Source organism: Gemmatimonadaceae bacterium, from assembly GCA_030647905.1.
GTDB lineage: Bacteria > Gemmatimonadota > Gemmatimonadetes > Gemmatimonadales > Gemmatimonadaceae > UBA4720.
Window position 1 is genome coordinate 93,089 of the sequence record JAUSJA010000033.1, and the last position, 26,568, is coordinate 119,656.

Annotated in this window: 22 protein-coding genes; all 22 read right to left on the minus strand. The window is 63.4% G+C overall.

The genetic code is table 11. The annotated features are described in order from the left end of the window. Positions 1-2: 2 nt before the first annotated feature. Positions 3-938 (minus strand): PHB depolymerase family esterase, encoded by a 936-nt coding sequence (locus Q7S20_11850; GenBank protein ID MDO8502525.1) that lies wholly within the window; start codon positions 936-938, stop codon positions 3-5. After that, the gene (locus Q7S20_11855; GenBank protein ID MDO8502526.1) at positions 935-1,342 is read right to left on the minus strand and encodes a MaoC family dehydratase; all 408 of its coding nucleotides are present in this window, start codon (positions 1,340-1,342) and stop codon (positions 935-937) included. The genes Q7S20_11850 and Q7S20_11855 overlap by 4 nt, the downstream gene beginning before the upstream one ends. Before the next feature lies 1 nt (position 1,343). Continuing rightward, positions 1,344-2,870, minus strand: a complete 1,527-nt coding sequence (locus Q7S20_11860; GenBank protein MDO8502527.1) for a hypothetical protein — start codon at positions 2,868-2,870, stop codon at positions 1,344-1,346. Further along, positions 2,867-3,370 (minus strand): hypothetical protein, encoded by a 504-nt coding sequence (locus tag Q7S20_11865; GenBank protein ID MDO8502528.1) that lies wholly within the window; start codon positions 3,368-3,370, stop codon positions 2,867-2,869. The genes Q7S20_11860 and Q7S20_11865 overlap by 4 nt, the downstream gene beginning before the upstream one ends. Then, complete coding sequence (locus Q7S20_11870) at positions 3,367-4,389, minus strand: ketoacyl-ACP synthase III (protein ID MDO8502529.1); 1,023 nt, start codon at positions 4,387-4,389, stop codon at positions 3,367-3,369. The genes Q7S20_11865 and Q7S20_11870 overlap by 4 nt, the downstream gene beginning before the upstream one ends. Beyond that, positions 4,386-5,426, minus strand: a complete 1,041-nt coding sequence (locus tag Q7S20_11875) for a LacI family DNA-binding transcriptional regulator (protein MDO8502530.1) — start codon at positions 5,424-5,426, stop codon at positions 4,386-4,388. Before Q7S20_11875 ends, Q7S20_11870 begins: the two co-directional genes overlap by 4 nt. A gap of 25 nt (positions 5,427-5,451) precedes the next feature. Beyond that, complete coding sequence (locus tag Q7S20_11880) at positions 5,452-6,351, minus strand: alpha/beta hydrolase (protein MDO8502531.1); 900 nt, start codon at positions 6,349-6,351, stop codon at positions 5,452-5,454. After that, entirely contained in the window at positions 6,348-7,889 is a 1,542-nt protein-coding gene (locus Q7S20_11885; GenBank protein ID MDO8502532.1) for a class I adenylate-forming enzyme family protein, read from the minus strand. Before Q7S20_11885 ends, Q7S20_11880 begins: the two co-directional genes overlap by 4 nt. Positions 7,890-7,988: 99 nt before the next feature. Further along, entirely contained in the window at positions 7,989-10,469 is a 2,481-nt protein-coding gene (locus tag Q7S20_11890) for a TonB-dependent receptor (protein ID MDO8502533.1), read from the minus strand. 220 nt (positions 10,470-10,689) lie between these two features. Then, the gene (locus tag Q7S20_11895) at positions 10,690-11,037 is read right to left on the minus strand and encodes a hypothetical protein (GenBank protein MDO8502534.1); all 348 of its coding nucleotides are present in this window, start codon (positions 11,035-11,037) and stop codon (positions 10,690-10,692) included. 171 nt (positions 11,038-11,208) lie between these two features. Beyond that, positions 11,209-12,201, minus strand: a complete 993-nt coding sequence (locus tag Q7S20_11900) for an FAD:protein FMN transferase (protein ID MDO8502535.1) — start codon at positions 12,199-12,201, stop codon at positions 11,209-11,211. Next, a complete protein-coding gene (locus Q7S20_11905) occupies positions 12,201-12,347 on the minus strand; it encodes a hypothetical protein (GenBank protein ID MDO8502536.1) in 147 nt (48 codons plus the stop codon). The genes Q7S20_11900 and Q7S20_11905 overlap by 1 nt, the downstream gene beginning before the upstream one ends. Beyond that, on the minus strand, positions 12,344-12,925 hold the full coding sequence (locus Q7S20_11910; protein ID MDO8502537.1) for an Rnf-Nqr domain containing protein: 582 nt from the start codon (positions 12,923-12,925) through the stop codon (positions 12,344-12,346). Before Q7S20_11910 ends, Q7S20_11905 begins: the two co-directional genes overlap by 4 nt. Continuing rightward, positions 12,922-13,659, minus strand: a complete 738-nt coding sequence (locus tag Q7S20_11915; GenBank protein MDO8502538.1) for an electron transport complex subunit E — start codon at positions 13,657-13,659, stop codon at positions 12,922-12,924. The genes Q7S20_11910 and Q7S20_11915 overlap by 4 nt, the downstream gene beginning before the upstream one ends. After that, complete coding sequence (locus Q7S20_11920; GenBank protein ID MDO8502539.1) at positions 13,659-14,339, minus strand: FMN-binding protein; 681 nt, start codon at positions 14,337-14,339, stop codon at positions 13,659-13,661. The genes Q7S20_11915 and Q7S20_11920 overlap by 1 nt, the downstream gene beginning before the upstream one ends. After that, on the minus strand, positions 14,336-15,349 hold the full coding sequence (locus Q7S20_11925) for an RnfABCDGE type electron transport complex subunit D (protein MDO8502540.1): 1,014 nt from the start codon (positions 15,347-15,349) through the stop codon (positions 14,336-14,338). Before Q7S20_11925 ends, Q7S20_11920 begins: the two co-directional genes overlap by 4 nt. Beyond that, positions 15,346-16,683: an electron transport complex subunit RsxC gene (rsxC, locus tag Q7S20_11930; protein ID MDO8502541.1), complete on the minus strand. Its 1,338-nt coding sequence runs from the start codon at positions 16,681-16,683 to the stop codon at positions 15,346-15,348. Before rsxC ends, Q7S20_11925 begins: the two co-directional genes overlap by 4 nt. A 7-nt stretch (positions 16,684-16,690) precedes the next feature. Continuing rightward, positions 16,691-21,712: a 2-oxoacid:acceptor oxidoreductase family protein gene (locus Q7S20_11935; GenBank protein ID MDO8502542.1), complete on the minus strand. Its 5,022-nt coding sequence runs from the start codon at positions 21,710-21,712 to the stop codon at positions 16,691-16,693. Then, positions 21,709-22,563, minus strand: a complete 855-nt coding sequence (locus tag Q7S20_11940; GenBank protein ID MDO8502543.1) for an RnfABCDGE type electron transport complex subunit B — start codon at positions 22,561-22,563, stop codon at positions 21,709-21,711. The genes Q7S20_11935 and Q7S20_11940 overlap by 4 nt, the downstream gene beginning before the upstream one ends. A gap of 6 nt (positions 22,564-22,569) precedes the next feature. Then, entirely contained in the window at positions 22,570-23,568 is a 999-nt protein-coding gene (locus Q7S20_11945) for a hypothetical protein (GenBank protein MDO8502544.1), read from the minus strand. Then, positions 23,558-24,508: a thiamine pyrophosphate-dependent enzyme gene (locus tag Q7S20_11950; GenBank protein MDO8502545.1), complete on the minus strand. Its 951-nt coding sequence runs from the start codon at positions 24,506-24,508 to the stop codon at positions 23,558-23,560. The genes Q7S20_11945 and Q7S20_11950 overlap by 11 nt, the downstream gene beginning before the upstream one ends. Beyond that, a complete protein-coding gene (locus Q7S20_11955) occupies positions 24,505-26,409 on the minus strand; it encodes a 2-oxoacid:acceptor oxidoreductase subunit alpha (protein MDO8502546.1) in 1,905 nt (634 codons plus the stop codon). Before Q7S20_11955 ends, Q7S20_11950 begins: the two co-directional genes overlap by 4 nt. Positions 26,410-26,568 lie beyond the last annotated feature (159 nt).

A 26,568-nucleotide genomic window follows, 5' to 3' on the forward strand; every position in this document is an offset into this window, starting at 1 on the left:
GCTCAATTCCGAGGATGTTCCATAAGAAACCGCAGCATCTCGCGACTGGCGTCGGGTCCCTTCGGATCGGTGTACGTACCGTCCTTCGATCCGCCGGACCACGCATGCCCGAGCTCGCTCACGACCCATTTCTCGACGACCAGGCAGCCGTTGCCGTATACCTGTTTCGTGAAGTGGTATCCGCCTTCGGTCTCACCGCTCACCTCCGAAAGCTTTTCCAGTGGCCTCGGCGCGAACGACTGAGTGAGCTGCTCCACGATCTGCGACGCATTCACGACATTGACGCTCCTGTCGCTCGCTCCCTGAAACACGATAGCCGGAAAATATCGTGTGCTCCCCATTCCCTTCACGACCGCCGCGGCAAGCCCGGCTGGATCGGCCGCACCGGCCCCCATCGCCTTGATCGCCTCGGCCGGTGACGAAACGGTTCCATAGGCGATGCCGGAGTGGATTGCCACGGCGGCGAAGATCTCGGGATACGCGTACGCGGTCGTGAGCGCCATTGCTCCTCCGGCCGACAGTCCGGCGATGTAAACTCGTCGCGCGTCAACAGTGTAATCGCCGATGACGCGCTGCGTGATCGCCGCGATGAGCGCCGGCTCTCCCTGATTTCGCTTCTGGTGCGCTGGATCGAACCAGTTCCAGCACTTGAGCCCATTCGCCTTCTGCGGCTGCTCGGGATACGCGACGAGCATGTTCGCCTCTTCGGCCAGCGCATTGAAGCGCGTACCGCGCGCGACATCGTCGGGGTCCTGCGTGCATCCGTGCAACACGACGAGTAGCGGCGCGGGTCTTCCGCTCTCGTATCGCGACGGCACGTAGAGCTTGAATCGCCGCGGGCCTTCAGGCGTAGCGATCTCCTGCATCAGGAACTGTCCCTGGCTCGCGGGTGCGGCTTCGGCCACGATCGCGGGCGGTGGCGTCACGTCAGCCATCATTCATCCGCCATGAGCACGGTCGCCTCGCCGTCGAGCACGGTTTCGCCATTCTGGTTGCGGCATACGGTGGAAAGCTTCACGCGGTTCTTCGGCAGCAGCTCCGTGACGGCCACGAGGACGGTTACAGTGTCGCCGATTCGCACGGGCCTGGTGAATCGAAGCGTCTGCCCCAGATAGATAGAGCCCGGTCCGGGCATCCGATTGGCGATCGCCGCCGAGATGAGGCCGGCGCTCAGCATCCCGTGCGCGATGCGGCTGCCGAATCGCGATTTTGCGGCTGCCTCTTCGTCCACGTGAACCGGATTGAAATCTCCCGTCACCGCGGCAAAGCTCATCACGTCAGCGTCGCTGATGGTACGGGAGAATTCGGCGGACTGCCCGACGGCGAGCTCGTCGTAGCGCATGTCAGAGCTCCATGATGAGCTTCACGTCGGGATCGAGAGCCGCCTTCGCGGACTCCCGCGTGAGCCACGACACGAAGAAGAAGACGAGGAAGGAAAGCACCAGCGCAACCGCCGACGCCGTGACCCCCGACGGAAAAGTGAACGCCTTGGAATAGGCCGAGATCTCGAGCGACAGCGTGACGATCAATCCTGTCGCGATCGAAGCAATGGCACCGGCGCGCGTGGCACCATCCCAGTTGAGCCCCACTGCTAGCGCCGGCACAAGCGTGGACGCGAACAGCCCCCATCCGAAGATTCCCAGGAATGCGACCATCGTTCCCGATTTCTGCGCGACGAGCGCCGCCGCGATGGCGATCAGCACCGTGACCGCGCGTCCCCACGCAAGCTCGTTTCTGAGCCGCCTGCCGAAGGCGATGGGGAGATCGTGCATCACCACCGCGGCGCCGATGTTGATGAAGGAATTGGCGGCGCTCATCGTCGCCGCCGCTATGCCGGAGAACACGAGCGCGGCAAGAAACAGCGGCGTGACACTGAGCAGCAGGCTGGGTGTGGCCTGGTCAGGAGCGGAGAGCGGCGCCATGCGGCCGCTCAGCACAAACGCCTTCACGCCGATACCGACACCAAAGTAGAGCAGCAGCACGAGTACCAACCCGAGCGTCTTGAGCAGCGGATACCATTTGAGCTGCATGGGATCGCGCAGCATGTAGTACTTGTGCACGCCTTGCGGCTGGCCGAGCGATCCCATGCCGAACACGAAGAAGAACGACAGCGCCGCCAGCGGAGTCATCTTTCCCCATGGCGCCATGAACTTCGGATCGCTGGCGAGAATCGTGTGCGAAATCCCGCCGAGCCCGCCACCGACCTTGAGCACGAAGAGAAAGACGAGCAGAGACGCGACGGCCATCAGAGTGCCCTGGAACACGTCGTTGTAGATGCCGGCAAGAATTCCGCCGGCCACCGAGTACGCCAGCGTGACCCCCATGCCCAGCCAGATTCCCCAGCCGATGCCGATGCCGAAGATAGCGTTGATCACGACGCCCATCGCCAGCGCGTTAGTCGCCATGTAGCCGATGATTCCCACGAGCATCGCGACGCCGGCGAGACCCTGCGCCGCCGGCGACCGATACCGCGCGCCGATCGCGTCCGGAACGGTCATCAGCCCCCGCGCTTCGCCGAGCAGGCGCATGCGCTTGGCGAGCACCCACGCACCCATGACGTTCGTGACCGACGCCGGCAGCACGATGAACATCGCGCCAAGCCCAACCGTATAAATGAGCCCCGGCCCGCCAATGAACGCGAACCCCGACACCGCCGTTGAGACCGACGCGACGGTGAGCGCGATCAGCCCGATGCCATGACCCGCGACGAAGAAATCGCTGGCGGTGCGCGTACGGCGTGCCGCCCACACGCTGATCGCGATGATGACGGCGAAATAGGCGAGCCCGACGCCGATCACCACCGGCTGGGCAACGTGCGGGAGCGACGTCTGGATCAGCGAAAGAAGCGGCAGAAGCGACGGAATTGTCACGCCTCTTCCTCCGCCTGCGCCGCCAGGCGCTGGCGAGCCAGCTCGCGAGCCAGCTCGCGCACGCGCTCGATGTCGGACTCATTCAGTGTCTGCGTATCGAAAGTCAGCGCATACGCCACCGGCAGCACGACGATCGGCAGCAGGCCTATACCATATATGACGATCGCTGCCCGATGGGGCAGACCGAGCCAGAGGGCTGTGTTCGGGCCCTCGGTGGCCGGAAGGCCCAAGGCGAGACAGAACCCCGACGCGAGGACGATGAAGACGAACGCGAACGGCAGCTTGAGCTTGCCTATGCCGGCGCTGCCCCGGGCCGCGCCGAGAATCATGATCGCGCCGAGCGCGGCGGGAATCCCGATGCCAAGAAGCCACGGCGCCCAGGGTGGCGCGCCACCGGGAATGAACGCCGCCGCATATGCGCTGGCTATCGCGCAGATCGCGAGCACCAGCGCAAACCGCGCGGCCCTGCGCGTGACGTCGATCTTGCCGTCCATGCTCATTGCGCGCTCCGCGAGTGAGGATGCCATTCGAGAGCGAGCGACCCCATCGCGAGGCCAGCCCCCGATCCCGTCATGAGAATCAGGTCACCTTCGCCGATGCGCCCGGTGCGGACTGCGTCATCCAGCGCCATGGGAATGCAAGCGGCGCCCGTGTAGCCCCACTTTCCCATCACGGTATGCGCCTTCTCGATCGGCTCGCCGAGTGTCGTCATGACTTCGTAAATGGTCGAGCGGTTCACCTGCGTCCACAGCCATTCGTCCACATCCGACGTGGTTCGGCCAATGCGCTCGAGCACCGAGCGCGCGATACGCGGCCATCCGACCTCGTTCACTTCGCGCGGATACTTCGTGACGAATCGCAGCTTGTTGCGCGTTCCGTCGCGCAGCACTTCTTCGGTGATCGGCTCTGCTGTCCCGCCGGCGAACACCCCCATGCCGGGAGCGAGTCGCCCGTCGGCGTAGAGCTCGGATGCGAGAATGCCCGGTATGTCGGACCGCTCAAGCACTACCGCTCCCGCCCCGTCGGCGAAGATCGTGGAAGTTTTCTTGTCGTGCGGGTCCACGAACTTGGACATCGCGTACGCGCCGACGACGAGAACGCGATTGTAGCGCTCGTCGGCGCGGACGTACTTCCACGCGGCGTCGAGCGCGGTGACGAACCCGGCGCACGCGCTGTTGATGTCGAACGCCCCCGCCTTCCACGCGCCGATGCGCGCCTGCACCACTGGCGCCGTCGCGGGAGAGATGTATTCCGGCGTATCCGTCGCGACGATCAGCAGATCGAGATTCGCCGCCTCCACGCCCGCCGACTCGAGAGCGTTCCGCGCCGCGGCTGCCGCCAGGTCCGCCGTGGACTCGTCGGCCGCGCAGTAGCGGCGCTCGCGGATACCCAGCGTATTGGACACAAAATCATCGATGTCCTCGCCGAGTATCGCCGAGAGCTCGGCGTTGGTGACCACCCGCTCGGGGACGTACGAGCCGGTGCCGGTAATGACGGCTTCGCGTTGAGAGGTGCTCACTGATTGCGGTTCGCTTGTGGAGGTGCGGTGGTGCCACGCACCACGAGGCGCGAAGCAATCGTACGTTGCGGGCGGGGAGGAGTTCGCGATTCGCCATCCTCGCCCTTGATCGCCTGCAACAGCAATCTCGCCGCGCGCGCGCCGAGCTCGCGCGCCGGGATGGCGATCGTCGTGAGCTCCGGCACGAGCAGTGACGCGAGCTCGATGTCGTCGCACCCGACGATGGAGATTTCTTGCGGGACGCGGACCCCTTCCATCGAGCACACCTTGAGCGCGCCCGCCGCCACGAGGTCATTGCTGCAGAAGACAGCGGTGGGCGGCGATTCGAGATCGAGGAGCGCGCGCATCCCTTTCTGCCCGCCCGCGGCCGTTGCCGCGACGCGACGAAGCATTGGCGACTCGAGGCGAATCCCTTTTTCGGTGAGTGCTGCCACGAATCCCCGTTCCCGCATGCGAATTGCGTGCACGTTCGTCGCCGGTCCGAGAAACCCGAAGCGCTTGTGGCCGAGCGACAGCAGATGCTCGGCGGCCAGACGTCCCGCGCCGACGGCGTCGCTCGCGACACCCGGCCATCTGTCTGGCGGCTCGTCAATGAGCACGAGGTTCACTCCGACCATCATCGGCTCGGGGAGGGACGCGGCACCAATCGCGTCCACCATGATTCCATCCACCTGGCGCTCGAGCAGCGCCTGAATGTGGCGGTCGCGCGGAATCTCGCGCGTCTCGCACAGCAGCACGGCATAGCCCGCCTCCGAAACGACCCTTTCCGCCCCGCTCACCACTTCGGCGAAGAACGGATTGCGCAGATCCGGAACGATCACGCCGATCGCATATGAGCGGCTGCGGACGAGCGAGCGAGCGACGACGTTGGGGACGTATCCAAGCTCGCGCGCCGCTTCCAGTACGCGCTCGCGCGTTTCGGCCGACACGCGCGCTCTCGCGTTCTTGCTGAGCACGAGCGACACCGTCGGCTGCGAGACACCCGCTCGCTTCGCCACGTCGTGCGTGGTGACCCGTTTGATGCGCGACTGTTCCACGTCGTGAATCTACGGACCACGCCGGTCACTCGCCCGGCGCATCGCCTGCGAGAAATTGGTCGATCTCGTGACGCACGATCGCGGCGTTGGCGCCGAATACCATCGTAAGGTGATTCCCCGGAACCGCAACGTAACGGCAATGGGGGAATGCCTCCGCGGTCATCTTCGCATGCTCGGGCGGGACGAGAGGTGGACTCCCGGGAAGTCCATACCCTTCCTTTGCATTGAGCAGAAGCACCGGGTGGCGAACGCTCGCGACGAGCTCCGCCCACGGCTCGTCCTGCACGCCGAGCAATGCCTGCTCGACGGCGTTCGCGCTCGTCAGCGACTGCGCGGTTCCATCGGGGTTCTGCTGCAGCTCCGCGCGGAAGTAGCCTTCGATCGCGCTGTCCCACAGTCCCGCGACGTATGGCGCGCCACGCATTTCATCGAGGTACGCGTCGGTTGACGGAAGGACGCGAGCGAGTCGCGCCAGAGATGGCTTCAGCATGTCCACCACATCGGGATGAAACACGATAGCCGCGTCTATCACGATTACCTTCGATACGCGATCGGGATGATGCGCCGCAATGTAGATGGCGAGGAGTGCGCCGAACGAATGGCCGCCCATCACCACCTCGTCGAGACCGAGCTCATCGAGCAGAGCGATGACATCCGCGGCGTGCTCGGCCATCGAGTAGCCGGTCTCCGGTTTCCCCGAGCGGCCACGACCGCGGAGGTCCGGCGCGACCACGCGATGAGTTTCTGCCAGGCCGTGGTCCATCAGGCCGCCGAACTCGTTCGCGTTGGCCGACAATCCATGCAGCAGGATGATCGCCGGCTCGGGTCCGGGATAGTCGAGATAATGAACGCGCAGGCCGCGCACGGTCGCATACCTGTCGTACTCGGCGCGATCGTCAATCACGACACGGGGGTCAGCGGTCATGCCGATGCCTCCGCGCGGGACGATGAGTGCGTTTCGCGAAGGACGCGCTTCAGCGTCTTGCCCGCGGTGCTGCGGGGAAAATCGTCGGTGATGATGACCTCGTGAATCTGCTGGTATCGCGCCGCGACGCGCGCGTTGATCCATGTCCGCAGATCTTCCGCGGAGATGGCACCGGTGCTCTTCAGGATGACCGCGGCGACCGGCGATTCTCCCCACTTCTTGTCGGGAATGCCGAATACCGCAACTTCGCGCACGGACGGATGCTGCACGACGATCTCCTCTATGTCCTTGGGAAACACGTTCACTCCGCCGGAGATTATCAGATCCTTCTTCCTGTCCACCAGGTGAAGGAATCCATCCTTATCGGCGAATCCCACGTCGCCCGTGTGCAGCCAGCCGTCCACTATCGCCTGCGCCGTGAGGTCGGGGCGCTTGTAGTAGCCAGTCATGAGCAGAGGACCACGGCCGGTGATCTCGCCGATCTCCCCCGCCGGAAGCTCGTGTCCGTCGTCGGCGATGATGCGCATTTCGCTGAACGGGATCGGCACCCCGACCGAATCTATCTTCGAGGCAAAGTCGCGGCTGTCGAGCACGGTAACGAATCCTTCGGTCAGTCCGTACAGCTCGTACAGCGAATCGGGCAGTATGGGCACCAGCCGCTCCTTGTGCTCGCGATGCCACGGCGCGCCCACCGAGCAGAGCATGCGCAATGACTTGAGCTTCTCCGGAGCGAACGTCGGCGCGTTCATCACGGCCACGATTTGCGACGGTACCATCATCACGTGCGTCACGCCCTCGCGCTCGACGGTCTCGAGGAACACGTCCGGATCGAAGCGATGCTGGAGGATGTAGGTGCACCCGAGGTACCATGCCGGCATCAGCGTCACGAATGCGCCGTTGAAGACGAGCGAGCCCGCGTGCATCACGACGCTCTCGGGAGTGAAGCGGAAGCTTCCCGCGAACTGAGTGCAGTACATCGCGCGAATGTAATGCGTGTGAACGATTCCCTTCGGAGAGCCCGTCGTACCGCTGGAGTAGATGATGTTGTAGAGATCGTCGTCACCGATTTCGGCGGCGGGCGGGGCGTCGCCGCTCCGGCCGGCGATGAGGTCCGCATAGCCGAGGTAGCCGCGGCGGTCGGACGCGTCGGTCAGGATGTAATTGCCTTCAGGAATTCCCGGCATCTCTGCACGGGCTTCGTCCAGCGCATCCACCATGGATGCGCAAGAGAGGACAGCGACCGAGTCCGAGTCGCGCAGCAGCGAGACCAGGCCGGCGCCGCGGAGAAGCGGACTGAGCGGCACGGCGACGATGCCGAGCAGGGCGGCCGCACGGTAGGCGTAGAGCAGCTCGATGCAGTTGGGGAGAACCAGCGCAAGCTTGTCGCCTTTGCGCAGCCCGAGAGCGAGCAACGCGTTGGCAAGCCGGTTCACACGAGCGTCGAGCTCGGCGAACGTGAGCCGTTCGTCGCCGCATATGACTGCGGGATGGTCAGGCCGGAAGCGGGCGTGCCACGGCAGAAGGGATCCGACGTTCATCCCAGCCTCTCTCCCTGAATTGTTGAACCTGGAATAGTCGAGGGGGAGTCACTCCCTGCCGCCCGGATGTTCTGCGGACGGCAGGGAGTCAAAGTGCTTCTATCGGTCGAGACGCACGCCGAGGAACGCCATCGTTCCGATCTCCGGCATGTTGATCATCTCGATGTGCTTCTTGCCGAGTCCGCACTCCTGTTTGGAGGTGTAGATGGACGGCTTTGTTGCGGCGATCCAGCCATTGATCGCGGACGTTCCGCCGCGGCAGGCAAGCAGGTTCTGGACGCTGAGGTTGATGCTGGCACCGAGCGCCGGCAGCCTGTAGCCGGCGGTGAAGTCGAACGTGCTGAACGTCGGAATCTTTCCGTTGTTCACTCCCGAGAGGAAGTGATAACCGTTCACGTAACGGACCGTGAAGCCGCCGTGGAGCTGGTTGTTCCAGAGGTTGGCGAAGTCCATTCCGACGTTGAACTTCGTCGTCGGGCTGTTGAACGCCGTCGCCTCCTTGGGATCACCCGCCTTGCTCTTGACCGTATCGAGCTTCTGGAGGCTGGCCGTGCCGTTGAGCGCGATCGTGGGAGTGAGAAGGAACTTGAGCCCCATGTCCGTACCCGTGATCTGCGCATCGCCAACGTTGAAGTAGGTGAGCGGGATCTGCAGCCCGCCTGTTGCGCTGGTGAGCTTGTCTCCCGTCTTCGCGTCGAATGCGAAGGTCGGAGCGGCGGTTAGCGGATTGGCGATGATCACGAGCGGACTCATGAACTTCTTGAAGTTCGACCGATAGCCCGTGATGTCCACGAACATGCGATTCCCGAGAACGCCCTTGTATCCGAGCTCCCAGGTGTCGTTCGTCTCGGGCTCGATCGGGGCGATCGTCCTAACGGTCACTCCCGCGGCGTTCTTGATCAGGTAGCCATTCGGATTTCCAAACACGCCAACGAGCGGCGCGAAATCGGGGAAGAAGAAGCCGTACTGCAGAACCGACGGCGACTTGAACGCGCGGTTGTACGAGACGCGGAATGTCTGATCCTGGACCGGCGTGAGAAGCAGCGCCGCTTTCGGACTGAATTGACCGTCGAACAACTCGTGCTTGTCATAGCGGGCGGCGACGACGGCGCGGAGCATCGGAACGATCGGGAGATCGGCCTGTCCGTAGATACCCTTCTGGTCGGTCGTGATATCCTTGCCCGTCTTCCGATCCACAAGCCACTGGCGCTTGGAGCTGACGATGTCATGCCGATACTGTCCGCCCCATGTGAGACGAAGGCTATTGAGCTGCGGCACGACGAACGTGTTCTGAAGCTCGGCCGCCATCAGCCGTCCCTCGGCGGGGAAATCGGAGAGGTGCTTCACCGAATCCTCGCTGATCGTCGGATAGCGGAGGCGGTTCTGCGAGTACGCATTGAGCTGGTACGTGTCGCCGGAGAGCGACTGCGTCATGTACGCCTGAGCGAACCAGTTCGGGTGCGTAAACTTCACCTGGCCGTCGCGGTACTGCCAGTCAACGAGCTGGTTGCGTCCGACGCTCGTCTGTCCGATGGCGTTCGACTTGCTCGCGCCGCCGGTGAACTCGAGGCGGCTGAGATTCGGCATATAGTAGACGAGGGCGCCGCTGCCGCGCATGACATTGGTGTTCCAGTCGGCCGAGAGCTCGGGCGACGGAGTGGTGCCGGCGATGGGCGCGTAGATGTTCTTGTTGGAGAAGTCCTTCGCCTGCTGATATTCGCCGGAGAGCTTGTATCCCCAGTTGCCGTTGGCGAAGAGACCGGCCTGACGTCCCTGTATGTCAACGAAATTGCGGACGCCGGCGGCGACCTCGAGGGTAGTGCCGGGATACTCGCGCGGATCTTTCGTGGTGAGTGTGAGAACGCCGTTCGAGGCATCGGGTCCGTAGAGCGCCGAGCCCGGTCCGACGAGCACTTCGATGCCGGCGAGGTCAACCTTCGGCGTCGTGGTGAACGCGCCGACCGGAAGTCCGTTCTCCGGAAGCACCGCAATGCGGTTGTCTTCCATCATCAGCATGCGGTTGTTGAACGCCGAATTGAATCCGCGCGCGTTGATGGCGACCGCGGTGACGCCGACCTGGATGAAATCAATGCCCTTCACTTCCTTGAGCGCGGGGGCGAAGGAGTTGCCGACCGTGTTCTGGATCGCGGCTGCGTCTATGCGCGTGATCGTCGCTGGCGCGTCGGTGATCTTCTCAGCTCTGCGTGATGCCGAGACTACGACCCCACCGAGTGAGAGAGGAACCGTGGCGAGCGAGACGTTGACCTGGGTCTCTTCACCCGGCTTGACGACGATGCCGCTGACCGTCTGGGCGCGCTGGCCAAGTCTCTGGACGCGGAGGTCGTATGTGCCGGCGGGTACGCCGCTGATGCTGAAGCGGCCGCTGACGTCGCTGACTCCGTTGAAGCGGGTACCGGCGACGGTGACCTGAGTGCCCGGGAGAACTGCGCGGGCGGAGTCGGTGACGGCGCCAGCAATTCTGCCGGTCTGTGCGGCGACCGATGAGGGCATGGCCGCGGCGAGCAGGAGTGCGCTCGCGATGGTGAAGATGGTTGCGAAGAGACTTCTCGATCGTGACATGCTCACTCCTCCCCGGGCGGGGAAATGGGCTAGTGCGGCGGTTTTTAGGCTCGGGAACGGGTGCTAATACGTATTAGCTGGCTGGGAATGTCAAGGATTTCTTTTCGCAGGGGCGGAATTGCGGCATAAACAAATGTAGGGCAAGCAACTGACAAGCAACTGACAAGCGCCTGGCTTTGAGCTCGGAAGCTGCTGCTGAACCGCCGGGATTCTGAAAGAGCTATGAGAGCTTGATCGCGTTCCGCTTTGATGTCGTCCCGCACTGGGAGCAGATGCAGTACTCACGACTCACGATCACGAAGTCGGTCGAGCTGTCGCACGCAGGGCACTGCGCCTTCACGATCGGCTGCATCTTTGTCTGCAGGCCGTTTCGTACAAGCCGCGCCGCCATCACAACCGGAGGCACCGCGCCCAACGGGCAGAGAGCACCGGAGCAATGCTCCCCGATCTCGAGACAAACAACCTCACGGTCATGAATCGGTGAAGGGTCGTCCTGCACCGGCTCATCGGTGAGCACGAGGCGCACTTCATGATCGCATGCCGAACAGTAGGCGTCGATGGTTTTCATTACGACCTCCGTGGTTCCTGCGCGGCGGCGTCACCGCAACGCATAGATGGGTGCATTACCTATCCACTCCGACAGTTTGCAGCCGTCCGGCCGAGCGAAAGCGCATCAGCATCTTCACGAGCACGATTACCGCGACCAGCAATCCTCCGATAGGCCTTGCATGCGCTTTTCTCATGCGATGCGTACTACCGTGGTTCCTGGGGCGCAGCGCGCGAAAAGCGCGTTCGCCTTTGCGGCGGTCAATCCATACGCCGCCGTTGCCGCGACGTCGGCATGCATGCAACTGTCCGACCGAACCGTGAAGCTCCGCACTAGGGTCTCGCGCGGCGCGCCTGTCGAGGGATCGAGCAGATGATGATAGTCATGGCCCCGATAACGGAAATGCTGGATGTACGTTCCGGAGGTGGCGATCGCTGCATCGGCGACTTCCACAATCCCGATCGTCGCGGCTTCGTCTGCCGGATCCTGAATTCCGACGCGCCAGGGCGACCCGTCAACCGATGCGCCGATTGCGTATAGATCCCCGCCGACACTCACGAGCCCCCGGCGAATCCCGCGCTCACGCAGCACCGCCGCCGCGCGATCCACTGCGTACCCCTTGGCGATGGAGCCGAGATCTACTTTGACCTCCGGATCGTGATAGAGCATCACCGGCGAGCGGTTGTTCGTCCCGAGCTCCACTTTCCGATGAAGCGCTCTCGCACGATAGCGTGAGACGGCAGCCTCGGGCGGCGGCTCGTGCCGGTGCGTCACGTCCCACAACGCCACCGCACCTCCAATCGCCGGGTCGTATGCTCCACCCGTAAATTCGGCCCACCGAAGCGCTGCCTCGACGACGAGCGCTGTCTCCGCGCTGATTCGCACCGGCCGGTCACTCGCGAAGTGATTGGCGCGGCCGATGTCGGAGCTGAACCTGAACCGCGTCATCATGCTTTCGATGCGGGTCAGCTCCGCCATGGCAGCATCCATCGCGGAGTGAGCGTACGGCGCGTCGCGATGCACCACAGCGAGATCGGCGATGGTTCCCATGACGGGCATCGTGCGGCGCACGAGGCGTTCGCGTCGCGACGCTGCAAGTGGGATCGATGCGACAACGAATGCGCCCGCACCGAGCGCCACGAATTCGCGGCGCGACATCTCGCGACGGGACTCCTTGCCTGACATTACGACCTCCTTTCCTTCAGGGCGCAGTCGGATGCGCCGGTGCACGAGCCGCAGTTTCCGGAGCACTCACGCACCGGCCTGATAAGCGTGAAGCAGATGAAGAGCGCGGCCACCGCCACCGCCGCGACAATCGTCGAGACCATCATGCGCCACTCAGCAGGCCGGCGAACCCCATGAACGCCAGTGAGAGGCTGCCCGCTATGATGAGAACTATTGCCGTCCCTTTTGCCACCGCCGGGACGGTCGCGAACTGGAGCTTTTCGCGAATGGACGCCATCAGTGTCAGCGCCAGGATGAGACCGGCACCAGCGCCGAGTGCGAAGACCTGGCCCTCGATGAAAGTGTAGTTCCGGTTGGTCTGGAAAATCGCCAGCGCGAGTATGGCGCAGTTCGTCGTTATGAGAGGCAGGTAAATCCCAAGCTCACGAAAGAGCATCGGGCTCAGTTTCTTGATCGCCATCTCCACGATCTGCACCAGCGACGCGATCACGATGATGAAAGTGATGAGCCGCAGATACGGCGCCGAGCCGAGCACAAAATTATTGAGCAGCGACACGCTCGCCGCGGTCAGCACGAGGACGAAGAGGTTCGCGAATCCCAGGCGAAGCGCGGTCGGGATGTTGTTGGTCACGCCAAAGAACGAGCACAGCCCGAGGAACAGGACCAGCGTAAAGTTGTTCACCAGCATCGACGAGACAAAAATCCAGAGGAGATTGGCCATCATGCGACCTTCGCCGGTCCGGCAGGCGCCTCCAGTAGCTGAATCATCGCTTTCGCGGCTGTGACGGTTCGCCCTCGCGCGGGGCGATCACGCATCTCACGCCGCCAGCCGAGCGCGAGAAGAATGAAGCCGAGCGTGAGAAAACCGCCCGGAGGCAGCAGCATGATCACCCAGGGCTCGAAGCGCGGACCGAATACGCTGACGCCGAGGATCGTGCCCGCGCCGAGGATTTCGCGGATGGTGCCCATCATCAGCATGGCGACGGTGAACCCGGCTCCCATTCCGAGAGCGTCGAGAACCGATCTCCATACCGTGTTCCTGGCGGAGAACGCCTCCTGCCGTCCGAGGATGATGCAGTTCACCACGATGAGCGCGACGAATGCGCCGAGCGCCTTGTGCGTGTCTGGAACCAGCGCCTCGAGCGACATGTCGGCGATCGTCACGAACGTCGCGATGATGAGAACGTAAGACGAGATGCGCACCTCGTTCGGAATGAGCTTGCGCAGGCTCGACACGAAGAAACTCGAGAACACGAGGACGAGGAGCGTGGCGACCCCCATGGTCAGAGCGTTCATCACGCTGTTCGTGACCGCGAGCATCGGACAGAGGCCGAGCAGCTGAACGAGAACCGGATTCTCTTTCCAGAGCCCCTTGAGGAGATCGTCACGCGCGGTTGGACCCTTGCTCGCCATGGAAGGTGCCGGAGCGCTCGCCGCGCCAAGCATGTGATCGTGCATCACTTCTGCCCTCGCTGATATTTCTCGAGCAACGGCTGCCACCGCTTTGCCGCGTTGTTGATCTCGCGTATCACCGTTCGGGACGAGATGGTAGCACCGGTGATCATCTCGATCGCGCTTTTGTCACCGGAGGGCACTTTGCCCTTCACCCCGACGAGCGGCGCGATCCTGCTGGCGAACTGAGCGGTGAACGTGGGACGCTCGATCTTGTCGCCGAGGCCCGGTGTCTCCTTGCTCGAGAGGATCTTGAGCCCGAGCACCTGTTTCTGCGCTGGATCATAGCCGATGATCAGCCCAATCTGGTCAACGAACCCCGCTTCGGAAGTGCTGATGGCATACCCCAAGACGTGGCCGTCAGCCGCGTAGCCCTTGTAGATCCGATCGAGCTTCGACCGGTCCGTCGCGGCAGCCGGCTTGTCGGTGAGCGCGCCCTGATCGAGATAGATGGTGTCGGTGCGCTGAGGTGAATGCAGCACCTCCTCGATCGCAGCGCGTAGCAGCTTGGCGTTGTGCGCATCAATCCGCGGCCGCGTCCAGTCGTAGGCGAGCACTATCAACAGGCCGGCGAGCGCTCCGGCGCCTCCCAGTGTCAGGAGAAGCCGCCACGACTGAGGATGCGGCTGAACTGGCACGTTCTCCGCGCCGCCCATCGGCATTCCCGACTCGCTCAATCCGGTCATGCGGCCGCCTTCGCGCGACTCACGCCGAACGGAGTCGGCTGCGTCGCCCGGTTGATGAAGGGGACCATCGCGTTCATGAGCAGTATCGCGTACATCACTCCTTCCGGCAGTCCGCCCCAGACGCGAATGACCACGACGAGTATTCCGATGCCGAGTCCGAAGATCCACCGCCCCAGATTCGTCACCGGCGCGGTCACCATGTCAGTCGCCATGAAAACGGCGCCAAGGATGAGCCCGCCGGAAAACACCATGAAGAGAGACGTCGCGTAGCGCGCCGGGTCCAGCGCGTGGAGCGCCGCGGAGAATGCGGCTACCGTCGCCAGAATGGAGACCGGTATCCGCCAGTTCAGAAATCCGCGAATCGCCAGCCACGCGCCGCAAATCAGGATCAGGATTCCCGCAGTCTCGCCAAGCGAGCCGCTCGTCGTGCCGATCATGAGATCCCAAAGGGCCGTCGGCTTGTGCTCGAACTTCATGAGACCGAGTGGCGTCGCGGACGTGACGATATCGGCGACGCGAGGGCTCATGAGAGGAATCGCGAAGTTGTCTCCGCGGAGTGCCAGCCAGCTCCCGCCCGTCGCCGGCCACGTGGTGATCGCCACCGGAAACGCCGCCTGCAGGAACGCGCGCCCGAGAAGCGCCGGATTGAAGATGTTGTAGCCCAATCCGCCGAAGATGAGCTTCCCCAATCCAATGCCGAACGCGGCACCAAGCACGACCATCCACAGTGGCATTCCCGCGGGTAGCGTCAGACCGAGAAGTAGCCCGGTGATCGCCGCCGATCCGTCGGCGATCGTTCCGCCCTTGCCGAACACACGCTCCGTGGCGACAGCGCCTCCCACCGACGCCGCGAGCACGAGAAGCGCGCTCGGTCCGAAAAACCACACCGCAGCGCCAACGATCGGAGCGAGGCTCGCCACGACGTTCCACATGATGTACGGCGTGCTGTCGCGCTTCCTGATGTGCGGCGACGCCGTCACCACGAGGGAGCGGCCGAGTCTCAGGCTCATGCGGCCCCCGCCTTCACTCTCTTGAGAGCGCTCTTGCTCGCCTGGAACAGCTGCGCGAGCGGAATGTTCGACGGACACACATACGTGCACGATCCGCACAGCATGCAATCCGCGAGATGCTCCGCTTCCATTTCGCCGTATCGCCCCGTGCGGGCGAGGTCGCCGAGCAGCGACGGATTGAGCATCATCGGACACGCGTCGAGACAGCGTCCGCAGTGAATGCAGGGATAGGATCGCGCATCGGGAACCTGCGCGAAGGTGAGGACGATGACGCCGGTGGTTCCCTTGATGATCGGTGCATCGAGGTTTCCCTGCGCCACGCCCATCATCGGTCCGCCGAAAACGATCTCGGCCGCGTCGTCGGTGACGCCGCCACACATGTCGAGCAGATCGCCGACTTTTGTACCGACGGGAACGATCAGGTTGGCGGGATGCTTCACTCCCGGTCCGGAGACTGTGACGATTCGCTCGAGCAGCGGAAGTCCGGTCTCGAAAACTTCGCCGATCGAAGCCGCCGACCCGACGTTCTGCACGAGCACGCCAAGACTCACAGGCAGCTTGCCCGATGGAACCTCGCGCCCCGTGACGGCGTGGATCAGCATCTTCTCCGCGCCCTGCGGGTACTTCACCGTGAGTGGCAGAACCGATACATCTATGTCCGTGGGCAGAGTCGCGCGAAGAGCTTCGATGGCGTCCGGCTTGTTTCGCTCGACACCGATCACCACTCTCTTTGCGCCGAGTGTGTGGAGCATGATGCGGGCGCCGAGCTGAACTCGCCCGGGATACTCGACCATGATACGATGATCGGTCGTGAGATATGGCTCGCACTCCGCGCCGTTGAGAATGATCGTCTCGACTGAAACATCGGGCGGCGGCGCAAGCTTCACGTGGGTTGGAAAGGCCGCGCCACCCAGTCCGACGACTCCCGCATTCTGAACGGCGGCGACGATCTCCTTTGGAGTGAGACCCTCCCAGTGTGGCACCATGCGCGGACGAGTTACCTGGGGCGAGTAACGGTCGACTTCGATTCTCACCGCGTCACTCATCGTGCCGTCGGGATGCGGCCATAGTCCGATGTCCACGACTGTTCCCGAGGCGGAGGCATGCACCGGCGCGGAGACGAAGCCGGATGCCGTAGCGATCGTGTCGCCTCTGATCACCCGGTCGCCTTTATTCACGGCGAGTTTCGCGGGCGCGCCAGCATGCTGTCTGAGTGGAAGCACGACCTCGTCCGGGTACGGCATGCGGCGGATCGGCAAGTGCGACGTGAGCTCCTTGAGCTCCGGCGGGTGCACGCCGTGATCGAAATGCGGGCCGCGGTAGAAGAGTCTCATCTGCGGCTCAGCTGAAAGGCGCCGCGCGCTTGATCCACTTCTCGAGATCCTTCTCCTTCGGGTTCAGCGGCGTGCCGGGGTGAATGATCCCGACCGGGCACCGCTCGGCCGCGACAACCAGCTGCTGGAACGTTCCCGCCCGCGGATCCCTGATGATCGCCTGCTTCTCGGCGTTGTACACAAACATCTTTCCGTTGAGGTTCGTGCACTCGTTGCAGGTGGTGCATCGCTCGGATTCGATGTATGGATCCATCGAGAGGCCGACTTCCGCTTCAGGTGGCACAGCGGTCGCGGTTGCCGTCGAGGCCGCCACTGCGACTGCTTCGACAGGCTTTGCAGCGGCGACTGGTACAGGACGCTCCGCGACCGGAGCCACAGTCACGCGAGAGAGAAGATCCTCCATTCCTGACGCGGCCTTCGGTCCCTTGAGCAGGGCTTCCGCCATTCGTCGCGCAATCGCAACAGGATACGTCGCGCGCAGCTCGGCCATCTTCCCCTCGTAATCGGCACGGAGCTGCTCGAGGCGCTGCTCGTACTCCGCCTGGACCTGCGAGACGAGTCGGTCGCGCACGGTAGCCGAAGGCTCCAGTCCGGCGAGCTCTCTCAACTGCCCCCAGAATTGCAGCCGCTCCTCGGCCAGCATCACGATCTCGCGCGAGACTTCCAGGCGATTGAGCCGCTTGTCCGCTGCGAGTGTGTAGATGAATGGTGTCTTGCCTTCACGATCCGACAGAGACAACTCGAGGAAGCTGTGGAACGGAATCATGTCGTCGTTCCATTTGTCGGCAGGCACCGCGTGGAAATGCCGTTTGAACCTTCCCTCGGTTGCCGCCCAGTCGGCAATGGTGAGAGGCAGGTCCATGCGCTGATTCCCGCCTTCGCCGTCAACGTACTCGAGCGCATACATCGGCCAGAGCTCGTCCAGCGCGGGGTTACCGTCGAGCGTCAGCGCATCGGACACGAGCGGGCCTGCGTCGGGATCGTACGTGAGGAACGGGAACGCGCGTGACTCCAGCGCGAGCCGTGCAGCGCGTGTGGACCAGTCGTCGGCAAGTCCGTGCTCGACAGGGCACGGAGTGTAGATGTTGAAGATTGCAGGGCGCCGCTTGTTGAGCCCTCGCAGAACGCCGCTGATGAGGTGAGACGCCGATGCCTGCGACGACTGATGCACGAACACTCCACGGTGCGCGATGGCCATCAGCGCCATCTCTTTCCGAACCTCGGTCTTTCCGTGTTGCGCTTCGCCGTACGCGGCCATGTCGGACACCTGGCCGGTGTAGCCGCTGGTGCACGCCTGACCGCCGGTGTTGGAGTAGACCTGCGTGTCGAGAACGATCACGCGGATCGGCTTGCCCGAGGCCAGAAGGCGGGAGAGGTTCTGGAATCCGATGTCCAGCATTGCGCCGTCGCCACCCATCGCCACGATCGGTGGGCACATCCCGAATTCCTCGTCGCTGAACGATTTCCAGTCGAGCTTTGCAAGCTCGTCCTCATCCCTCGCGACGTCGTAATTGTCCGCGAGCAGGAGCTCAGCGCGCCGTACCTCGACGAACTGGTCGGACATCTTCCGCATCTGCCCCTCGAACAGGCCGATCGCGATGGACGGCGAATCCTGGAAGAGGTGATTCACCCACGGGAATGGATACGGATTGTACGGATAGGTGCTGCCCCATACCGACGAGCATCCCGTGCTGTTCGCCATGCCGAGCTGAGCGCGGCCCTTTCCGCCGGGCCCTTCGGTGTAGCGCCACCTGAGATCTCGAAGAGCGTGGATCGTCTGCGTAATGCGCTCGAGCTCCGCGCGCTTGGCGGGAGCGAGAGGCACCGCGATCTCGGATGCTGACGTGGATGAGGCGCGCTCGAGATCGGCATCCGACGCGAGTATCGCCCGCGCCTTCGTGTCGAGCTGCGAAATCATGTCATCGAGCCGCGCCAGGTAAGCTGCGACCCGCGGAAGCATCAGCGAGTGAATCGCCGAAATGATGAGATGCACGGCGGTCTTCTCGCCGCATCCCATGCATGCTCCATCCCCTCCGACCATCGAGCGGTACGCGTCCTTACTGAGCAGCAACGAGGAGAGAATGCCGACACCCTCGTCGATGTTCGTGACGTGCGCGAACCGCTCCGGAGTATCGGGGAGTTTCTCCCAGATCTTCCAGTTGTTGCGCAGCGTTTCGACTATCGCGGCATCCTGCCGCACGCTTTCCAGCGCGCCGTCCGGACATACCGCAACGCACAGGTTGCAGCCTTTGCATGCTTCCGGATTGACCGTTATCGAGAGAAGCGCGCCCGTTCCCGGCTGCTTCGACTCGGGATTATCGAAGAAGGGAGCCGTCTTCGCGACAGGGAAATCGGCGAGCACATCCTTCACTCGCGAGAACTCGCCGGCGAGCTCCGCGCGGCGCGCATCGTCCCACCCGAGCTTCGGCACGACATTGTCGAAAGCAGCCGAGAAAACGTCGGTGAACTTTCCCATTCCATTGGTCGTGAGGAGCCGCCTCGTCTCCTTCACGAGATGCTTCGAGACCTGACGCATGCGGTCGAGGGATTTACCGTTTGCCGCCACTCCCATCGCGACGTCTATGAGCTGGTCGATCTCGGTGACGAGTCCCGGTATCGCCGAGTCGGGACATTGCACCCAGCACTGGCTGCATCCGGTGCACTTGTCCGGATGGAAGAGCGGGACTTCCATGCGGACGTCAGTCATGTCGCGCACCGCGCCGGTTGCGGCGGGTATCGCGCTCAGCGCGGCGAACGGATCGGCGATCCCGTCTTGCCCCGCTCTGGTGGGGAAGCATACCTGTTCCCAGAACCTGCCCGGATTTCCGAACCCATCACGCGCCGCAGGCACGTCGAGAAGCGATGGCATTTCGGGGATCGCTGCCTCTACGCCACCCTGCATTGGGAGGGACGAGTAGTCGAGCGCTCGCATCTCGTGGAAGCCGCGGTCCATCACGCGGATGTTGTCCTCGACGACGCTGGCGCCAAGCCGCGCAAACTTCTTCTCGAGCTGCCGGCGAATTCCCGCAAACAGCTTCGCCTCGTCGAGTCCCGCTTCCTTCACGAGCGGTGACACCGCGAAGAACGCACCCATGAATGCCGCGCCCTGCATGCGGTAGCGAAGCTCGGTGTCGGACGCTTCCCCGCTCGCGATTTTGAATCCGTCGAGCAGGTAGACCTTGACGCCCCTCTCGTGCATTTCCTGTCGCGCCCATACCGGCACGCGATCCCAGAACTGCTCCGGGGGCCGGTCAGTCTGGATGACGAACGCTCCGCCCTTGACGAGTCCCGCGAGCGGATTGGAGTGCAGGAACACGTTCGGATCGGGAGAGAGCACCACGTCCACGTTGCGCAGCTCGCAGTTGAGTCGAATCGGCTCAGGAGCGAACGTGGCATAGAACGTCGTGGGCTGGCCTTTCTTCTCCGAGCCGTATTTGGGGTTCGCCTTGATGTGAAGCCCGAACAGCTCGAACACCGTGGACGCGACGTTCTTGCCCATGGTGATCGCGCCCCATCCGCCGACGGAGTGAATGCGGAGCGATACCGAGCCGGCGGGAAGAAGGTTGACTTCTTCTGCGCTCTTGAGCGACAGCTCCTCGAGGTCCGGATACTCAGCCTCGAGCTTCTCCTGCCATATCTGGAGCTTCGGAAGCTTCGTTCCCGGTCGGATGAAATCGATGCCAAGGTAGAACTGTCGGCGATGCGCGCCGCCGGGCAGCATGTTCTCGACCGCGGCAATGATGTCCGAAGGCTGCAGATCCCGGCTTCCCAGGCCAAAGCATCCGGAATAGAAATCCGGAACCTCGGCGGGCTCGAGCGCGGCGAGCTTACGGAACGGCAGCTCCTCCGCCGTGCGAACGCGTCCGTTCTCCATCGCCTGCGCCATCGCGGCGCGCAGCTCGCGCAGAAGCGGCGCATCCACCGCGAGCGGCTGATCCGTCCTCTCGAGTACCACCACGCCTTTCTTTCCGCGCAGCATTCGCGAGACGAGGTCGGCAGGAAACGGCCGGAACATGGCGAGGTTCATCACGCCGACGCGCAGTCCGCGCACGTCCCTTAGATGATCACACACCGCTTCGGCGTTGCTCACAACGGATCCCTGCCCGACGATCGCGTACTCCGCGTCATCGAGACGATACCCTTCGGCGCGTGTATAGCTGCGCCCGGTGAGATGGGCAAACTCGGCGAATGCCTGATCCGACAGATCGGCGATGTGATCGAAGTAGAACGGCCGCTGCGCTGCGACGCCCTGCGCGTAGCTCTCCTGATTCTGCACCACACCGAGCATCGCCGGATAATCCAGGTCGAACATCTCAGGAATCCGGCGTCGCTTTGCTCCGAAGACGAGTCGCTGCGCGGCAGTCGGCGCGTCAATCATGTCGGCTGGATCGCCGAGGAACTCACGAACGAGGTCCCGCTCGGGAAGATACAGCGACTCGATGACGTGACTCGTGAGGAAGCCATCCTGCGCGCAGATCCCGGGATTCAGCGAGAGCTCGGCGACGCGGTGCGCGATGAGATTGAAATCGGCGCTCTGCTGGACATCCTTCGCAAAGAGCTGGAAGAAGCCAGTATCGTCGATCGCGTGATAATCATCGTGACCAGCGTGAACGTTGAGCGAGTGCTTCGTCATCGCACGGCATGCGACGTTGAGCACGTAGGTGAGCCGCTTGCCGACCGCCGCGTAAAGCGACTCGTGCATGTACGCGATGCCCTGGCCGCTTGAGAAGTTCGTCGCGCGGAGACCCACCATGCTCATGCCCGCCGTGACAGCGGCCGCTGCGTGTTCGCCTTCGGGCTCGAAGAAGAGAAGACGCCGACCGTTGACGTTCCGCTTTCCATCCGCGACCGCCGCGGCCCATCCCTCACCCATCTGCGTGGACGGCGTTATCGGATACGCGCCTGCTGCTTCGCTGCCCGCGGTTTCCATCGCCACGATCGCGGCGCTTCCGTCCATCGCCGCCCTGATTCCAGGGAAGCGGGGACGCTCGGGTGATGCAACCGCGGTTCTGCCCGGCCAGAGCTTCATGCTATCTCTCTCTGAAGGAGTGACTCCTTCGGTTGGGACGTCGTAAGCTGTGGTCCGTCGAGCCAGACGATTGCCCCGGTGGGACAACGTCGCGTTGCCGACTCGTCACCGGAGAGCGGGCTCGACGAATCCACTACCGCCACACCCGACGCAATACTGATCAATCCCGGTGGCGCATCGAGCACGCACTTGCCGCACGCAGTGCACGCAACCGAGCACTCGGCGAGTATTTCATCGCCGGCCATCAGGCTGCGGCACTGAACGAGCAGATGCTGCGGAAGCGGGAGAATCGTGAAGAGATTCTTCGGGCATGCATCAACACAGTCTCCGCATGCGGTGCACTTTACGGGATCCACGACCGGCAGCCCGTTCTCGTTCATATGGAGAGCGTCGAACTCGCACGAGACGGCGCAGTCACCGAGGCCAAGGCAGCCCCACGTGCAGCCCTTTCCGCCGCCGGACACCGTGGATGCCGCGGCGCAGGTCTGCAGTCCGCGATATTCGGCACGCTGCACCGTCACGTTTGTGCCGCCGGCGCACAAGAGCCGCGCGACACGCCTGTCGGCTTCACCAGCCGACACGCCGAGATAATCGGCAATTGCAGTGATGCCCTCATCGTTGAGAACATTGCACTTGGCCGGCTGTATCTCGCCCGCGACAGCCTGCTCGGCGAATGCCCGGCAGCCGGGAAGACCACAGGCTCCGCAGTTCACGCCGGGCAGCATCGCCGCAAGCACATCTATTCGCGGATCCTCCCACACGTGCAGCTTCGAGTGCGCGAGCGCGATCATGATCGCGAACACCAGCCCGACTCCGCCGAGGATCAGAACCGCGAGCAGCGTATCAGGCATGAGCCCTCAGGCGACGCCAGCGCGACTGGATTGATCGAGCAGCCAGGCGGTGAGCCGTTCAGCAGGATCCGCGTTGCCGCCCCCTATCGCCGCAATCAGTGCGTCAGCCGAATTCGCCGGCAGAACGGGTTGCTCGACGAGTGCTTTCAGGTGAGCCAGATCGTCGCGCTGCTGCCACGCGCTCCGAGTGCCAAGTGACTTTCGCGGCTGCGTGTCGGGCATATGAGTGACTTCGATGCGCTGCCATATCGCCGACCCGGCGCGCGGGTCGTGAACGAATCGCGCCTCGGTCCCTTTCATGACGGCGATGACCGCCGGTCCATCGAGGTCAGCCACTTTTTCGACGACTTTCATGTCCCCGGCTTGAGCGACGAAGACACCGGGTGAGACGAGGCGCGCAAGAGGCGCGGGCGGACACGGCTCGTCTACGAGCAGAACGAGGCGCACGCAGCCGTCAAGGAGCGGAGCGAGCTCGAACGCGTCGAGGTCACGACCGTCGACGCGCACCACAACAGGCGGGGCGAGCTTGCGCTCGCCGGCCGTCCATTTCTCGAAGGGATGTTCCTTGAAGGGCAAACCGTGCTGCACAGGATCGTAGGTACGCCGTCGTACCAGCTCGACCAGAGTCGCGGCTCCGAACGCGGAGCCAAGAGTCGTCATGCGCGCACGAATCGCGGCGGCGGGGGATGTCCCAGGGTGCACGTCCACGACGAACTCCTCGTCGCCCGCCCGAAGGAGAGATTCGAGTGCCTCGGCGGCGCGCTCGACGACCGCGCGGCCGATCACGTCGAGCGGGGCCGAGCCCGCGGAAACCATCGCGAAGCGGTCGGGATCTATGCGTCCGCCGGCGAAGTCACCCAGTGCGACGCGCGTCTGACTCGGGCCGGACTCGGAAGCTAGCGTGGCTCTGGCTCGCTCGAGAGTGCCGGAGACGGCGAAACGAAAGAGCGCGATTTGCGGACGAACGGCGGAAAGCGCCGCCACGACGCGTTCGTCAGACTGCATAGTGGTCGAGCTCCGCGTTCAGGAGTGCGATTCGCTCGCTGCTCGTCACCTTGGGCGGCTTCCGCAGCAGATCGTAGCGCGCCCGGGCTTCGTTCCTGTAGAAGAGGCCGAGCCGGATGTGACCGCCGTCTTCGGCGAGCCGTCTCGCGGCATCGAGATCCGAGGGATCGTGAGCAACGCGATTCTTGTAGATCTTGTCGAGCTCGGGAGCGACGACGCCGTCGTCGTGAACCAGGAGCTCGATCATCCCAGGATTTCTCACCGCTTCGTCGTACATCCCCTGCGTGAACAACGGACAGCGCTGAAGAATGCGCACGAAAGCGAAGCCCTGGTGCCGATATGCCGCGCGCAGTGTGGCGTAGAGATGCGCGGGAACCCACTCAGCCGTCTGCGCGACGAAAGATACGTTCGTGGTTCCCAGCGTCGTTGTCAGCGGATTCAGGGCCGGGAGGAAACTCCCGAACGGTTGAGTGTTGGTCTTGAATCCCTGCGGCGTGGTGGGCGACGTCTGCTTCTTCGTGAGGCCGTAGATGCTGTTGTCCAGCAGCATCACTACCATGCGGATGTTGTAGCGAATGGCGTGAATCCAGTGCCCGGCGCCGATGGAGCAGCAGTCGCCGTCTCCCATCACGACGAAGACCTCGAGATCGGGACGATGCAGCTTCACTCCGGTGGCGACGGGCAGCGCGCGTCCGTGCAGTCCGTGAAAGCCGTATGTCTTAAGATAGTGAGGGAATCGGCTCGAGCATCCGATTCCCGACACGAACACCGTTTGCTCCGGCTTGAGCTGCTCTGCGACGAGAAGTTTCTCGACAGCGGTGAGTACCGAATGGTCTCCGCACCCGGGGCACCAGCGGGCCGTGACTCCTTCGTAATCGTCGAGCTCGAACTCGCGATCGTCGTCGTCGAGGACCGGCAGGATGGCGCAGTGTGAAGTCATGGCTGGTCTCCGCCCGGCGTGAGCGCCGCGTCGCGTATCGCCTTGTGAATGAGTCCCGGGCGTAACGGCTCGCCTGGCACGCGTGTCCAGCAGTCCACGTCGCAGAGCGTCTGCGCGCGGAGAAGCATGGCGAGCTGCCCTCGCCGCCTGTTCTCTTCGGTGATGAATGGATCACCGCGCTGGTCGCTGTAGTTGATCTCGACCGTCATCACCTTCCGGAATCGCGAGAAGATCTCCTTGAGTCCCGGCTGCAGCGGCGACAGGAAAGTCAGATGCACCGATGATGCGCGAATCCCCTCTGCGCGTGCCCGGTCGACGGCTTCCTCGATAGCGCCCTTGGTGCTGCCCCAGCCGACGACGAGAAGGTCGCCGTCCTGGTCGCCATAGAGGGCGGGCCGGAGCAGCGTTTGTTGAAGGACCGCGAGCTTGCGGCTTCGCATCGCTGTCGAGTGCTGATGAACGCCTGCGTCGTACGCGACTTTACTCCCCTCGTCGTGCGAGAGCCCGGTCACGGTGAACATTCCGCCAGGCTGCCCTGGTATCGCGCGCGTTGAGGTGCCCATCCGCGCGTCCCACTCGTAGGGACGTTGCCCTTCCTTTACCGGCGCGAGGTCCAGCTCGGGAGCGAGCCACTCCTTCTTCAGCTGCGGACGGGGGAAGGGTTGAACTCCCGTCGACAGATTCGCGTCCGAGAGAATGATCACCACCGCGCGGAAGGTTTCAGCGATCTGGCGCGCGGTGATCACGGAGTGGAAGCATTCCTCGATCGTCGCCGGGGCGATCACCACACGCGGCGCGTCGCCTGGCTCGGCGAACAACGCGGCGAGGAGATCCGACTGCTCCACCTTCGTCGGCAGACCGGTGCTCGGCCCGCCGCGCTGCACGTTCATGACGACGAGCGGAGTCTCGGTCATGACAGCCAATCCGATGAACTCCGTCTTCAGCGCGAAACCGGGGCCGGAAGTGATCGTGAACGCGACCTTTCCGGCGTATGATGCGCCGATCGCGACACCGACGGCGGCGATCTCATCCTCTGCCTGATGCAGGATTCCGCCGAACTTCGTGAAGACTTCAGCCAGATAGTGGGAGACCGAAGTCGCCGGCGTGATGGGATACATCGCGCAAAGCTCCATTCCCGACGCAAGCGCACCCATGCCGAGCGCCTCGTTGCCGTTCATCACGACGAGGGCTTCGGTCGGCGGATGAGTTGGAACGTCAATCCTGAAATCGAGATTCGCGGCGGCCCATTCGACGCCCAGCCGCATGAGCGCCACGTTTCTCTGGAAGACCTCTTCGGATTTCTTGCGGAACGCGTAGGCGATCTGGTCTTCGATCCGCTCGAGGCTGCGGTCGTAGATGTACGCCAGCAGTCCCAGGGCGAACATGTTCTTTCCTTTCCGCGGATTCTCGTCGATGGTGAGGCACTGCTCTTCCATCGGGACTTCAATTATCCGGTACGACTGCGCGGAGAGCTCGGCGAGCGCCTTGTCCCAGGCGGCCCTGATGTCGGGATTCGAGTTAGTGGCCCAGGAGTTCTCGAGCAGAACAATGGCGTCGCCCGCCATCGTGCCGAGCAGATGGCGGCCGAGGAGGACCTGTTCGTTGAAGGCGATGACGAGGTTGGTTTCGTCGCCCCAGTTGGTGACGGGGCCCGTGCCGAATCGGATGCGGTTGCCGCTTGCCCCTTCAGCGGTCCGGGGCGGGGGCTGGATCTCGGCGGGGATTATCTCCACCGTCCACACCCCATTGCCCATCTTGGCGGAAACGGCGCCGAAGATCTGGCCGCATTTCTGCGCACCTTCTCCGGAGTCGGAGACTATTTCTACAGTATGCTCCGGCCGTTTGAGGACGGTCGGAGCGGGACGAAGCCCAGATTCAACAGGCACGGCGACGGCGGTCATTGGCGGAAATGCCTCCTCTCGAGAAAACCGCGGATGCCGTAATTTCCCCCTAAGGCATCATGGTATCAGTCGGCGATAAGTGGGAGATCTTGTCAGGGATTCCCTTGTATTACCGACTTTACGGGAGACATCGGGATTGTAAGCGTCGAGGAGATGAAG